Raw genomic sequence first — 13388 nt, forward strand, 5'->3', positions numbered from 1 at the left:
ATATGTATCAACGTGTAAGGAGAGATGGATATGAATATCGCGATGACAGGCGGCACGGGTTTTCTCGGCCGGCATCTGACAGATGTGTTTACCCGCCGGGGACATCATGTCTATATTTTATCAAGAAAACAGAGAGAAACCGAACAAAAAAATGTGACATATGTTCAATGGCTGGCCGAAAACGCGGCGCCTGAGCGCGAGCTTCCCCCTATTGATGTATGGGTGAACCTCGCCGGCAAATCCATCTTTGACCGCTGGACGGACACAACGAAGGAACAAATCATCTCAAGCAGAATAAAAGCGACGAGAGAAGTCAGACGGATTATGAAGCAGCAGCCTCAAAAACCGCGGGCTCTCATTCAGGCAAGCGCCGTCGGCATTTACGGCACGAGCACAGAGAAAACGTTCACTGAGCAGTCCGATACGTCAAATGAAGACTTTCTCAGTCATACGGCTCATATGTGGGAGCGTGAAGGCCAGAAAATTGAAGCGCTCGGCATTCGGACGGTATATGCCAGATTCGGCGTGATGCTCGGTGAAAAAGGCGCCCTGCCGCTCATGGTTCTCCCTTATAAGCTGCTAGCGGGCGGCACCGTCGGCTCGGGACGGCAATGGCTGTCATGGGTTCATGTCGATGACGCCGCGGAACTCATCGCGTATGCGGCGGAGCATGATGACTTATCCGGCCCGATGAATGTGACATCGCCGAACCCCGTTGAAATGAAGCAATTCGGAAAGACGATCGCAAGCGTCCTGCACCGCCCCCACTGGATTCCCGTACCGGAAGTTTTTCTGGAGAAAGCATTGGGAGAGATGAGCCTGCTGATCGTAAAAGGCCAGCGCGCCTTGCCTAAGCAGGCGCTGACATCCGGTTTTCAATTTACGTATGAAGAACTTGATTTGGCTTTAAAGGATCTCTTATCTGCATAAAAACGGAAATAAAAGCCAATCCTATTGGTATTCTGTTTTGAAGGAGGGTCTTCTTTTATGGAAAAGAAGCGCGAAAAACATCAGCAGGGAGCCAATCTCAAAAAAATGCAGGAAGTCCTTTATTCCGGTGAATTCAAAAAAGCGGAAAGAGCAGCCAAACGGAAATAAACGAATAAAGATCGGGACCGGGCAGATACTATGTTTGTTTGATATCACTTTTTTCAGGGGGCGATTGTTATGGGCAGAAATCATACTCACAAAAACCGTGATAAAAACAAACAAAAACTTCCTCAAGTTCCGGCTGCTTTGAAACATGAAACAGACGGCACATATGAGGAATATTCAAGCGAGCTTGCTGATTCCGCTGACCGCGAAGCACAGGCGCGGATGAAAGCCGCGGACAACAGAGCAAAAAGCAAAACCCGCTAATACAAAATCCCCGCCTCTTCTTGAGGACGGGGATTTTTTTACAGTTCGGTAAACAGGCTTTTTGCCGGCGTCCGTTCTTTCGCCTTAGGCTGTTCATCCGGATAGCCCGTTTGGATGATGGCGGCGAAGCGCTCATTGTCTGCAAGGCCGAAGTCTTGATGCACCTGTTTGTCATACATAATGCGGCCGCTTTTCCAAACCATGCCGATGCCGTTTTCATGCGCGAGAAGCTGAAGGTTTTGAATCATGCCGCTCAGCGCCGCAAAATCATCATTTCGCGTAAATTCATTTTCATCTTCTTTTAAGACGACCAACAAAAATCCCGGAACGGCACTGAGATTTTTTCTCATGTTCCGCTCTTTTTCCTCGTTGAAATCATCTTTTATTTTTTTGAAAAATGAGACGTAGCTGTCCGCAAGCTTTTCTTTTCCCGCTTCGCTTGCCGCGTAGATAAAACGCCATGGCTCCGTCAGTCTGTGGTTCGGTGCGTAAACGGCCGTTTCGAGCATTTCTAGTATGACTTCAGAAGGAACGGTTTCCGGTTTAAATGACCGGATGGATCTTCTGTTTCTGATCGTATGTTTAAGACTTTCGTTTTGCTGTAATTGTTCGGTTTTCGGCATGCCGATTCACCTTCCTATTCAATTGAAAATGATTATCATTTATAATATAACGGATAGAACCGGCTTTTGTAAACCGTTACGGAAGCTGAAGATGAATTGATTCGGCATACACGGCCGTTCCTGTCATCTCGATTTTCACCTCTCCGCCTTCCTCCGTGATCCTGATTTCCACTTTTCCGTCTTTCCCTATTTCCTGTCCTTGTTCAATCGTGAGGCATTCGGCTTCAGAGCCCCCGTATTGCCGCATATAGGCCGCCATGACGCCTGAAGCGGTTCCCGTGACGGGGTCTTCGGTCGTTCCGGAAAAAGGAGAAGAAAAATGGCGTCCGTGCAGATCGCTTTCCTGATGAACGGTTTCCAGAGAAAAAGGATGGACGCTCGCTTTCGGAAGATCTTGCAATACAGCGGGAAATTGCGTGTTGTCCGGCACCATATTCCGTGATGCTTCCAGTGATTTCAGCGGAACAATCAATGTCCAGATCCCCGTTGATCCGTAAACAATCGGAAGCTCGCCGTGGAAATCCTCAGCCGTTATCCCGAGCGAAGCCGCAAGCTGTTCTTTGTCTCCCGTAAACGGCAGAAATTGCGGGGGAGCCTGTTCAAGCGTGATGTATACCCGCCCGTTTCGTTCAGCGGCTTTTACGGGAAGAATGCCGGCTTTTGTCTCAATCCGATACGTCTGATCAGCGTGAAGCCTTCCTTTTTCAATTAATGCGTAAAGAGAGGCAACTGTAGCATGTCCGCATAAATTCATTTCATGGCCGGGTGTAAAATAGCGGATGCGCAGATCGGCTTCTCCGCTTTTACAGAGAAATGAGGTTTCATTGTACCCTGCCATTTCGGCGATCATCTGCATCTCTTCATCTGAATAATCATCACCGTTAAAGACGATTCCAGCGGGATTTCCCAGATCAGGAATATCGGTAAACGCTTCATATTTAAATACAACTGCCTGTTTCATTCATCAGTCTTCCTTTCGTCTTATGATATGTTATTCAGTATAACAAAAGAAAATTAGAATTTTTAGTTAATTACATTAAAGGAAAAAAAAGACGCCTTTTAACGGCGTCTTTTTTTTGTTTTTCCGATCAGGCGGGTGACGAGAAACATCGTGACAGACAGTGATCTGTTTTTGCGGTATGCCAAGTATTTCCCGCGCCATTCCGGTTTGTATTTTTCTTTAAAGGCCCGCAGCCCGCTGAAGCTGTACATATACCGGACGTTGTTGAAGATGACGGCTGCGATTCTTTCCGACCAGAAAGATGTAAAGGCCGTTCCTACGTTTGACAACGGCGCCATCCCCATATTAAAAGTGGTATAGCCTTTTTCCTGCGCCCAGAGAAACAGACGGATGAAAAGCGCGTCCATAATACCGTTCGGCGCGTTTTTCCGATAACGCATCAAGTCGACTGATATTTCGCCTTCCTGGTACATCGGCATCAAGTTGGCAAAAGCGATGATCTCCCCTTCTGTGTCTTTCACGTAAGCAATCGGGGCTTGTTCCAAATAGTCCCGATCGAAGAAACCGAGAGAAAAGCCTTTCTCTTTTTTCGGTCCGAGCCATTCGTCCGAAATGTCTTTCAGCTTGGCCATAAACTCGGAAGAAAACGGCGGCTCCCCGACATGAAATGTGTAGCCTTCACGGTCAAATTTGTTGTTAATTGCTCGCAGCCCCGCTTTTTTCTTTCCTGACAGCGTAAATGCCTCCATATCCACGAGAGCTTCTTCTCCAAGCTTGAAGAAGTTATAGCCGAAGTCGTGGTACAGCGCCATGTCTTCACGTTCAATCTGATAAAACATGACACTCAGTCCCTGCTTATGCGCTTCGTTCAGAAATTCCTCGATCACCAGCGGAAAAGAGTCTTTCTGTCCTGACGGATCACCGAGCACGACAAGTCTTCTCGAAATCTGGCCGAACAATAAAAGCGCTTTGCCGTCGCTTGAGAAATAAAACCGCTTATCCCCGAGAAAGCCGAGATGGCTGAGCGCATTTCCGCCTTGTTCCGCCAAAAAGGTCTTCAGCCGTTCAGGATCGGCCTCTTCCCCGATCGGCTTCAATCTTTTATGATAAAAGACCGTAAACAAAAGGAAAAACAGAGGCACGACAATAATGGCCGTCATCGTCGCATATGTAATGTGCGAATTATTATGGACGAAGTAATCGTGGCGCAGCAGCCGATTCATTTTATCCCAAATAAAACCGGCAATGAGATTATAGTTAAACAAGGCGATAATAAACAGAGCGGCCGCAAAAATCATCTGGCCGAGTGTATACGATGCCTGTTCCCTGATAAACTGCCGCTTCAGCAGCACAAGCACGACGATGACGACAGGCAGAATAAAGATCGCACTGATGTTCATTCCTTTTAAGAAACTGAACACAAAACCGCCGACCAGCGCGGCGACCGCCATTGAATAAGAGCGTTTCGTCCGTTTATATAATTCAATCGGCAGAATTAATAGAATCAAAGCCGCGCTTAGCGATAACGCGTTAAACGCAAGGAGCGCCGGGCGCGGAATATGCGGAATGACCGTCTCTCTGTCGATCGGCAATGCGACGGACGCCAGCACGACCACTCCCGACACGAAAACCAAAAGCGACAGCGAACCGTAAAGCACTCTGATTAAGATCCCGCGCTGCAATACGAGAAGCACGTTCGTCGTTTCTACGGCAGGCGCCATCTTCGGATTTGATTCCAGCCGTTTCAGCGTGTTTTCCGTTAAGTCGCCGGCCGCAAAGAACAGCCCGAACACAAACGGAATAAATGAATACACAATCCGGTAGATGACGATGGATGTCACAACCGCTTCCTGCGGAAAGCCAATATTCTGCATGCCGAGCAGAAACAGGAGGTCAAACGAGCCTAATCCGCCCGGCACAAGGCTGATGATTCCCCCGATAGCGGCTATCGCGAATACACCGAATACATGGCGGACATCTGCGTGAATCCCCATGACATGCAGTGAATAATACATAACGACGGCCGCCGCAAACCATTCGGCAAACGAAGCTCCGATATAAGAAAAAATCGGATGCCTCAGTTTTGCTTCACCATCTTCCGTTCGAGCTTTTTTATTGTTGATCCAAGCGGCGATTAAGGCCACCGGCACAATAAGCGCCACGCCGGCGATGACAGCCCACAGCCACGGCTTCTCACCTGTGATTTCGCCCACCGGCAGCACCCGGGCGACAGTCAGAATACTGAAGACCGACAGCCCGAGCAGCGCTGAAGAAGTAAGCCAGGCAATGCCTGCGACAAGTCGTTTTACGTCGTTCGTATGCTCTTTGTACAGCATCGTCCGCAGTCCGACGCCTGCCAGACCCCCGAATCCAAGGACATTGTTAAAGGAATTGGCGATAAAGGAAACCCTGAACACTTTCCAATTCGGAATGTTGAGCCGCAACGCCCGTTTCAGCACAAAGTCGTAAAAGGACATCGCACTGACGGCAAGGAGGCCGAGCAGAACGAGGATAAATAAATCGTACCGCTCAATCCCGTTAATAATGTACAGCGTGCGTTTAAAAGAAAGATCTGTCAATTCCTTCTTCGACTGATAAATGACTAAAAGCAAAACTGCAATAGGAAATAATACTTTTAATATCGATAAGGCATTCTTTTTAGTCAGCAATGTTCTCTCCAATCATCATAAAATAGCTTATTTATTATAATTCCCCCAATAATCTCCAACATATTATACACTACCACCTCCTATTCAAACAAAACTCGTCTGCAACTTTCTTTCTCAGATGAAAATCAGTAATATGGTATGAAGGAGTATGAATGAGGAAGTGAGACGATGGATTATAACCTGCATGATACAACGGTCTTGGGCGGCGATATTTTTTCTCCTGAGGAACGGGATATTTGGGTGCTGTACATGAAAGTGATGACGTCGGCTGGACTCGGCGATGTGTCAGAATGGATGAAGCTTGATATGAGCATGCCGCAAATGAAGGTGCTGATGCTTCTGAACAACCACGGGACGCTGAAGGTGAGCGAAATTGCAGAAAAAATGGGTGCTTCCCTTTCAAATACCACGGGACTGCTTGACCGGTTGGAAAAATCGAGTTTCGTTACACGCGCCCCGTCAGAAGAAGACCGCCGTTCAGTCGTCGTTCAATTGACGGAAAACGCGAAAGACATTTTCCGCAGCCTTTATCAAAAAGGACATCTAAAATTGAAGCGTTCATTGGAAACGCTGACCGCTGAAGAAAAACAAACGGTCAATCAAGGGCTCGCCATTTTGGCAAAAGCGCTGGAATCCTCCAAACAGGCATAGAGATGAAAAAGGCCTGCCTTATCGGCGGCCTTTTTTTATTTGACATTTAATTCACTCAAAGTGAATAATATATTTTAAGTGAATTAAAATGAAAGGATTGATCAGTATGCCGGGACCAGTGCAAACAGGAAAAAACCAGAGCTGGGCCATCACCCTTTTTACGATCGGTGTGTTCATGGCGGCGCTGGACAACGGAATTATTTCCGCTGCTCTGACGACGATCAACAGGTCTTTTGATATTTCTCCTTCATGGGGATCGTGGGGCGTGACCCTTTACACATTGGGACTCAGTGTCAGTGTGCCGATTGTCGGCAAGCTGTCGGACCGCTATGGACGGAAAAAACTGTTTATGATTGAAGTCGGACTGTTCGGTCTTGGCTCTTTGCTTGTCGCACTCAGTCAGAGCTTCCCGATGTTTTTGGCGGCGCGGCTCATTCAGGCCTTTGGCGGCGGAGGAATTTTTATTATCGGCAGCTCACATGTGCTGGCTGTGTTTCCGAAAGAAAAACAGGGAAAAGCTCTCGGGCTTTTAGGGGCGATGAACGGTATAGCGGCCGTCCTCGGACCGAATATCGGGAGTTTTTTGCTTGATATAACCGGATCGTGGCATTGGCTGTTTTTGATTAATCTGCCGATAGCTGCCGCTCTGGTTGTGTGCGGCGGTTTGTTTATCGCTGAAACGAAAGAGCCTGAGGCGAAAAATCTTGATCTTGCCGGCACGATGATGCTGTCTCTGGCAATCTTATCTTGCATGATCGGTATCACAAACCTCGACGGGGCAAAGCTTTCAGAAAGCATCATGGACGTGAAGGTGTACGGATATCTTCTGGGGGCGGCACTTCTCTTTTGGGCGCTGCTTAAGGTTGAAAAGCGGGTTGAAAAACGCGGGGGCGATCCGATTCTCGCCTACTCGCTGCTGCAAAATAAAGTGTTTCAATGGACGCTTGTCATCGGGTTTTTATCGGGCGGGCTGCTCGCTGCGGTCATTTTTATTCCTTCTTACGCGGAGCAGTATTTGCACGTATCGGCGGAGAAAGCGGGTTATTGGATGACGCCGCTCGCGTTGGCATCAGGCATCGGAGCATGGCTCGGCGGGGCGGTCACGGATAAAAAAGGGCCGGTCTTCTCTGCTGTTGTATCAGGCGCTATCGCATTTGCCGGCTTCAGCCTGTTTCCGTTATGGGTGACGGATAAATGGGAATTTGTCACGGCGAGTGTCATTGCGGGGATCGGTTTCGGATTCCTGCTCGGAGCTCCGCTGAATGTGCTTGTATCAGAAACGGCGGGCCAAAACAAAGGGACGGCGCTCGGCACGCTTTCCCTCGTGAGGCAGGTCGGGCTGACGCTCGCCCCAGCCTTATATGCCGGCTTCATTACAGCCGGCTTTGACCGGATCGGAGATGACATCAAAAACCGTTTAGCAAAAAGCGGTGTTCCTGCTGACCAGGTGCAATTGCCCGATATCAGCGGCGGGCTTTCTTCGTTGCAGGAACAGGTAAGCCGAATCCCCGTTCCCGCCGTCAAAAAAGCGGTTTCTGATGCGATTGAAGCAGGCATTGCCAGCGGCTATCATCACCTTTATACGGCAGCCGCTGTCATTTCGTTATGCACGGTTGTGTCTGCGGCTGTTTTGGCGTTTTTCCGGAAGCCGGCATCCTCTAAGACAAACGCCAGTCCATCCGCCGGCAAAGCTCAGTAATATGGGCGATATGATGTTCAGAATGCCAGACATATAATCCGAGCGCTTGTTCCAGCGTAACCGTCTCTTTGGATACAGGATGGAAGTATCTCCGTTTATATTGGGCTTCCGTCATGAAGCGCAAAAGAGCGGCCCACCTTCTGTGCAGGATTGTTAACAGCTCAAGCGCATCCCCGCAAGCGGCCGTTTTGGAATCATGAAGATCGGCCCAGCCTTTTTCATCATAGGGACGGATTTCCGGTTCATCTTCTGTTAAAGCCAATTTAAACCGGGTATAACCGTTCATGTGGCTGTCCGCCAGATGGTGAACCACTTGACGGACAGTCCATCCCCCTTCGCGGTACGGCGTATCAAGCTGATTGTCCGACATCGCTCTGACAGCTTGTTTCAGTTTGGCCGGAGCGTGTTCCAGCGCATTGATCCATTCTTGTTTCTGTCCGGCCGAAATCGATTCAGCCGGCTGATATTCTCCAATCGGATAGCTGAGGGTTTGTTTTTCCATTTTTGTCTCTCTCCCGTTGATCGTATTATGAAAGTATGATGGTGATGTCGCAGCCTTCCGCTTTCGCTTCACGAAAGACTTGGAGCACACTCTCGGCGCCATTTTCTGTAAGCTGCTTGCTTTGTTCAAACTGTCTCCATTCTAAAACGAGGGGGTACTCAACCCAGCCGGTCAGACAATCCCATAAAGCGTCAAGGTTTTCACCGTAGTATTCAGGAAGGGCAAGCTCCTTTTTCAATGTCTGGTGAAGGTCGCTCATACTTCTGATTTGTTCCCCGTTAATGATTGCTTTTTTCATGTGCGGCTCCTTTCTCATGATTTTATTCTATCAGTTTACCATTTTCCTCTTCAGAAGTGACCGGAGTCTGCCGCGGTTCCAGCTGGACGATGCCTTGCCCGCCGTCAACGGCCACCCTGTCCCCCGTTTTCAGTTTTGACGTTGCATTTCCGCACCCGACAACAGCAGGAATCCCCAGTTCCCGGGCGACGATCGCCGCGTGGGACAAAGGGGCGCCGACGTCCGTTATGATAGCAGCCGCTCTTGGAAAAAGCGGGGTCCAGCCTACATTAGTTGTCGAGGTCACTAAAATTTCCCCCGCCGCAAAAGAATCCCCGTCTTCCGGGACATCAAGGACACGGACAATTCCCTCCACTCTCCCGGCCGCTCCCGCGAAACCTTTTAAAGTATACGCATCATCAGTTTCCGCAGGCATAAAAGCATCGTAATAATCCGCTCTTCTGTCAGGATCCTCAGCCCATTTAAACGGATTGAATCTTCCGTTAATAACGGATGGGAACGGCGGCAGTTTTTTATAAGTTTCATAGTTTTGCTTTCTCGCTTGAATCGACGCAACCGCCGGCTCTTTCCCCGCGAGCAGATCGGTTATTTCATGCAGATACAAGAAGAAAATATCGTCCTTCATGCCGGTCATTTCCGCCGCTCTGAGCGCGAATGCTCTGGCTGTCCGGTACACCCTGACAAATTCGGATCTGGTTGTTTCTCTAATATTCGCGTAATCTGACGCTTTTTCCATTTTGGCTTTGAGCCATTTGACCTTATGAGGAAACTTTTCTTCAAATCTTCGGAAGGCCTGTTCATGCGCCCGCTGCTGTTTCAAAAGCAATTGTTCGGCATCAATACCCGACTCCTTGTGTTCTTTGATCTGCTTCGTCAGCCAATCCCGGTTTTCTCCCGGATGCGGTATGGAAAGTTCGTATTCATGCGGGCCTCGATGACCTTGGTTCCTGAGATATTCTTCCTCGCTCATACGGCCTTTCATGACTTGATCAATGCCGATAATCGGCTCCAGGCTGGCCAGTCCGCCTTTTCCCCTCAGATTGGAAAGCAGGAGATTCGCATCTTCTATGCCTGCGAGTTTTGTTAATTGAGAGGTTAACGACGAAGAGGATTGCGCAGAATCACGCCCGCCGGATATTAACGCAAACCACGCATTGCACAAATACGGATAGATCTCATTGTTCCATATCGCTAATAATGCCCGCTCCGTTTCGGCACGTTTCAGCTTTTCCTCAATATTCCGGCACCACTCCGGCGATTCGTCCAAGTAGGAGGACATGTTTTTTTTTGCGTGCTTCATTTTCGACAGATACGGTTTCAGTTTTTTCGAGATGATCTTCAAAAGTTCATACTTTGAGAACGGATATAAAGGAATCTTCATTTCCGCCGGGATTTCTCCCAATGTATCGCTCATCATTTTTCCTATTTTACCGCCTTTCGGATTCAGACCGAAAGCGGCGAGAACGGAAAGAGGCTGGCTCATATTGTTATAGGCTCTTCCGCAAATATTGCCGGACCAGACATAATAGCCCGGAATAATGCCCGACTCTTCATCCAGATTCCGGAGGAGCGACCATGTCAGCGGCGTCATCACATCGGGAATCGCTTCTCCTATATTTGTGTTTGTCCATAAAAAATCACCGCTGAAAGAATCATTCCATTCATAGGTTTCCAGATTTCCGGCTTGTAAGGTCGTAATCGGGCGGGATTGAAGAATATACAATGTCCCGCCCGCGGCGGCCCATTCAATATCCTGCGGCCCTCCAAGATCTTTTTCCAGCTTTTTCGCCAGTTTATAGAGCTTTGACGCATATTTACGAAATTCCCCGGGGCCGTCATATTTTTTCTTGGGCCGTGCCAGTTTAAAAGAAAAGGCATCGGCTTCCCCGGAAACGAGCTGCTCCCCGAGACCGTAGACGTAATTGCCTGTCATCTCCCGCCTGCTCCCCGTAATCGGATCTGCGGTAAACAGCACTCCGGATATCTCAGACGGTATCATCAGCTGGATGACGATTGCGATTTCATGCTCATCTTCCATTCCCTGAACGGCGCTGTACGCTTTTACCCTTTCTGACTGTGCCGATCGGCGGACTTCATCAATCGCCCCGGACATGTCTTGATCTGTTTTGACATTCAACACCGTATCGAATTCTCCGGCAAAGGAAGCCTGAGCGGAATCCTCGCTCAGCGCAGATGAGCGTACGGCAAACAACGCAGATGCATGGCGGCTGCGGATGGAATTCACATATTGATCAATAGCCTCTCTCGCCTGATGGCGGAGCTGTCCGTCCTGAAAGGCTGAAGGCAAAATCACAAATCCTTCAGGCACAGGATACCCGCTTTGATACATTTTAGAGAGAATGCTTCCTTTTCCTCCCGCAGAGAAATAAAGTTCGGCCGGAAGTTCTCCGAATGTTTTGACACAGTCATTCATAATGTCCCCGCTCCTTTTTAGTCGTTCATCCAAGCTCACCGTTTTTCTCTTTTTCACTTTTTTTGAAAGTATTTCCTATAAGTATACAATATATCGGTCTTCACAAGGGAGAAAATCGATGGCGTTATTTTGTCATAAATGCATCCGGTCAAAACGGACGCAGGCGGGGGTCTTCAGCCAGTGAACGCGCTATTAAAATTAGAGATAGGCTGCCCGATACTGCTTACCTGGCATTCGCTGTCGGCTTGCCCGGGGGGCTTTGTATGCAGGATGTACAACTATCCGTCCTCGTGCCGGATAAAGCGGACCCGCATCAAAAAGGCGGCCGAAACGCCGCCTTTTTTTCAGACTGTGCGGCCTTGATGCGCCGCCGTGTTTCTTTTAATCTGCTTCGGCTGATACACTTTCCCGACAAACAAGTATCCGTATCTGAAATGGTTGCACCCCCAAGATATGAAAATGGGACCGAGCGTGCAGATCAAAAATAACAGAAGGATGGCAGCCGGCAAAGGCATTGACCGCAAATAGCCTTCCAGGAGGTATCCGCTGATTAAAAAGTAGGAGTGCAGCAGATAGATTGAAAACGAATAGTTGCTGATCATCATCACAATCGCGGGCACTTTTTTGAGCTTTGAAAACAGATGAAAACACAGAAAGATCATACTGACCGCGTAAATCATAATATCCGGACGTTTAGAAGAAATGGACCCGCCGCTGGTATATGAAACGGCCACAATCAATATGGCCGATACGGCCGCACTGAAGTAAACCGCATAACGGTACTGATTGATGAGCGCTAAAAAACGCCGGTATTCCTTTCCGCAATAAAATGCCAGACAGAAATAAAACAGCCAGCCCGGAAACGGAACCCAAAAGAACGGAAAAATAGAATCAAGCCCCGATGAAGCAGGCGGACGAACGATTGAAAAATAGGCCAGATAGACGGCATTGATGATAAACGAAACAGACAGCACCCACACGGGAGATGTGTTGTTCAGCCAGCGGTGCAGCAGCATATGGAGAATGTAAAATTGAAAGATCACAAGAATGAAGTAGCCGATGAAGTTTCCTAAAAAGACATTTTCTAAAAATTTACCGAAAACCGAAATGAAGCCGGCTCCCTCTTCTGCGACACTTTTCATTAAGATGGCATCCACCGCGGCGATAAACAGAAACGGCACGAAAATAACTTTTCCCCTTTTCTTTAAGAATCCTGCAGGGACGCCTTCCGGATAGGACCTGGCAAGCAAAAATTCCGAGATAAAGATAAACGCCGGCGTGCTGAACATCAGCAAAGTCCGGAATGCATCAACCGTACGGGCGGCGCTTGCTAAGGACTCTTCCTGAATCATCAGCACCATTGACACCACGTGCAGCAGAACGACACTTAAGCAGGACAGGCAGCGGATCACGAAAATTTCTTTTATCTGCATGCGGCCGCTCCTTTTTCACAAGCGCGGCGGACTTTGGCGTATGCCTGGCGCAGCCGCTTTTCCCGCAGCTCGGGTGTGCTCGTTTTAACTGAGGACATAAAGTTCCGTTCGGCTTTTTGAATGCCGCAAAATTGCAGAATTCCTTTTTTCAGCGTAATCCAGTCCGCGTTTTTCCGGAACCACTTTAAGTGCCGGTTCGGGGAGTCCGCCGTATAAAACACCTGTGCCGTCTCTGCCCGCAGCAGGCCTTTTACGCGGCCGTTTTCAAATGTATAGGCTTCTCCGGCGACAAGCACTTTGTCAAAAAAGCCTTTCATAATCGCCGGAACGCCTCCCCACCACAGCGGGTAGATGAAAATGAGATGATCCGCTTCTTTCATCAGTTTCCGGTATCTCTTCGTTTCAGCGTCCCGTTTCATATCCGTCCGCTTTTTTTCATCTCCGGCCTTCAGCACGGGATCAAATTGATCGGCGTATAAGTCAATGACAGTATAGCTTTTGCCGCTGTCCTTCAAAGCCATGGCGACATATTTTACGATAGCCGCATTGAAGCTGTTCTCATCCGGGTCTGCATACACAATCACCGTCTTCATATGTACCTCCCAGTATTTCTTAATTTTTACAATGATTATATCATGATGTCTTATGAATAAGGCAAAGACATGATGAAAGGGGTTTCAAATCTGTATGCGGCTGAAACCAAAATCCAATCCCGAAGTCTTTCTATGATCAGGATTTCCGCATCCGGCATTTCTGCGT

Annotated in this window: 13 protein-coding genes; 5 read left to right on the forward strand and 8 right to left on the reverse strand. The window is 48.5% G+C overall.

The annotated features are described in order from the left end of the window. Positions 1-30 precede the first annotated feature (30 nt). From ICW23_RS17455 to ICW23_RS17465, 3 genes are all read left to right on the forward strand, one after another. Positions 31-930 (forward strand): TIGR01777 family oxidoreductase, encoded by a 900-nt coding sequence (locus ICW23_RS17455; protein WP_047476553.1) that lies wholly within the window; start codon positions 31-33, stop codon positions 928-930. A gap of 57 nt (positions 931-987) precedes the next feature. Continuing rightward, positions 988-1098, forward strand: coding sequence for a YfhE family protein (locus ICW23_RS17460; protein ID WP_003155504.1), 111 nt, complete (start codon positions 988-990; stop codon positions 1096-1098). A gap of 69 nt (positions 1099-1167) precedes the next feature. Beyond that, the gene (locus ICW23_RS17465; RefSeq protein WP_064778744.1) at positions 1168-1359 is read left to right on the forward strand and encodes a YfhD family protein; all 192 of its coding nucleotides are present in this window, start codon (positions 1168-1170) and stop codon (positions 1357-1359) included. A 38-nt stretch (positions 1360-1397) separates the two neighbouring features. Here the strand turns inward: ICW23_RS17465 and ICW23_RS17470 are convergent, their stop codons facing one another. The 3 genes from ICW23_RS17470 to mprF all read right to left on the reverse strand — a co-directional run bounded on the left by ICW23_RS17470 (position 1398) and on the right by mprF (position 5612). Beyond that, positions 1398-1982: a nitroreductase family protein gene (locus ICW23_RS17470; protein WP_047476552.1), complete on the reverse strand. Its 585-nt coding sequence runs from the start codon at positions 1980-1982 to the stop codon at positions 1398-1400. A 76-nt stretch (positions 1983-2058) separates the two neighbouring features. After that, positions 2059-2943: a PhzF family phenazine biosynthesis isomerase gene (locus ICW23_RS17475; protein WP_095242129.1), complete on the reverse strand. Its 885-nt coding sequence runs from the start codon at positions 2941-2943 to the stop codon at positions 2059-2061. 98 nt (positions 2944-3041) lie between these two features. Continuing rightward, positions 3042-5612, reverse strand: coding sequence for a bifunctional lysylphosphatidylglycerol flippase/synthetase MprF (gene mprF / locus ICW23_RS17480; RefSeq protein WP_188154862.1), 2571 nt, complete (start codon positions 5610-5612; stop codon positions 3042-3044). 168 nt (positions 5613-5780) lie between these two features. Here mprF and ICW23_RS17485 point away from each other — a divergent pair, with 168 nt between their 5' ends. Together ICW23_RS17485 and ICW23_RS17490 are read left to right on the forward strand one after the other, a co-directional pair. After that, a complete protein-coding gene (locus ICW23_RS17485) occupies positions 5781-6263 on the forward strand; it encodes a MarR family transcriptional regulator (protein ID WP_188154863.1) in 483 nt (160 codons plus the stop codon). A gap of 106 nt (positions 6264-6369) precedes the next feature. Continuing rightward, positions 6370-7962 carry an MFS transporter gene (locus tag ICW23_RS17490; protein ID WP_188154864.1) on the forward strand — a complete coding sequence of 531 codons (1593 nt, stop codon included), beginning with the start codon at positions 6370-6372 and terminating at the stop codon, positions 7960-7962. On the opposite strand, the gene ICW23_RS17495 is transcribed toward ICW23_RS17490, so the two are convergent. The 5 genes from ICW23_RS17495 to ICW23_RS17515 all read right to left on the reverse strand — a co-directional run bounded on the left by ICW23_RS17495 (position 7922) and on the right by ICW23_RS17515 (position 13222). Beyond that, a complete protein-coding gene (locus tag ICW23_RS17495) occupies positions 7922-8464 on the reverse strand; it encodes a YfiT family bacillithiol transferase (protein ID WP_095242126.1) in 543 nt (180 codons plus the stop codon). The two genes, ICW23_RS17490 and ICW23_RS17495, sit on opposite strands and share 41 nt — an antisense overlap. A 25-nt stretch (positions 8465-8489) precedes the next feature. Beyond that, positions 8490-8762: a ribonuclease inhibitor Barstar gene (locus ICW23_RS17500; protein ID WP_016936729.1), complete on the reverse strand. Its 273-nt coding sequence runs from the start codon at positions 8760-8762 to the stop codon at positions 8490-8492. A gap of 22 nt (positions 8763-8784) precedes the next feature. Further along, on the reverse strand, positions 8785-11196 hold the full coding sequence (locus ICW23_RS17505) for a PEP/pyruvate-binding domain-containing protein (RefSeq protein WP_188154865.1): 2412 nt from the start codon (positions 11194-11196) through the stop codon (positions 8785-8787). 344 nt (positions 11197-11540) lie between these two features. Continuing rightward, positions 11541-12629 carry an acyltransferase family protein gene (locus ICW23_RS17510; protein WP_064778750.1) on the reverse strand — a complete coding sequence of 363 codons (1089 nt, stop codon included), beginning with the start codon at positions 12627-12629 and terminating at the stop codon, positions 11541-11543. Next, entirely contained in the window at positions 12620-13222 is a 603-nt protein-coding gene (locus tag ICW23_RS17515) for an NAD(P)H-dependent oxidoreductase (RefSeq protein ID WP_016936733.1), read from the reverse strand. Before ICW23_RS17515 ends, ICW23_RS17510 begins: the two co-directional genes overlap by 10 nt. Between the last annotated feature and the right edge of the window lie 166 nt (positions 13223-13388).

Origin of the sequence: Bacillus sp. 1021, assembly GCF_014534735.1 — a bacterium.
GTDB lineage: Bacteria > Bacillota > Bacilli > Bacillales > Bacillaceae > Bacillus > Bacillus siamensis.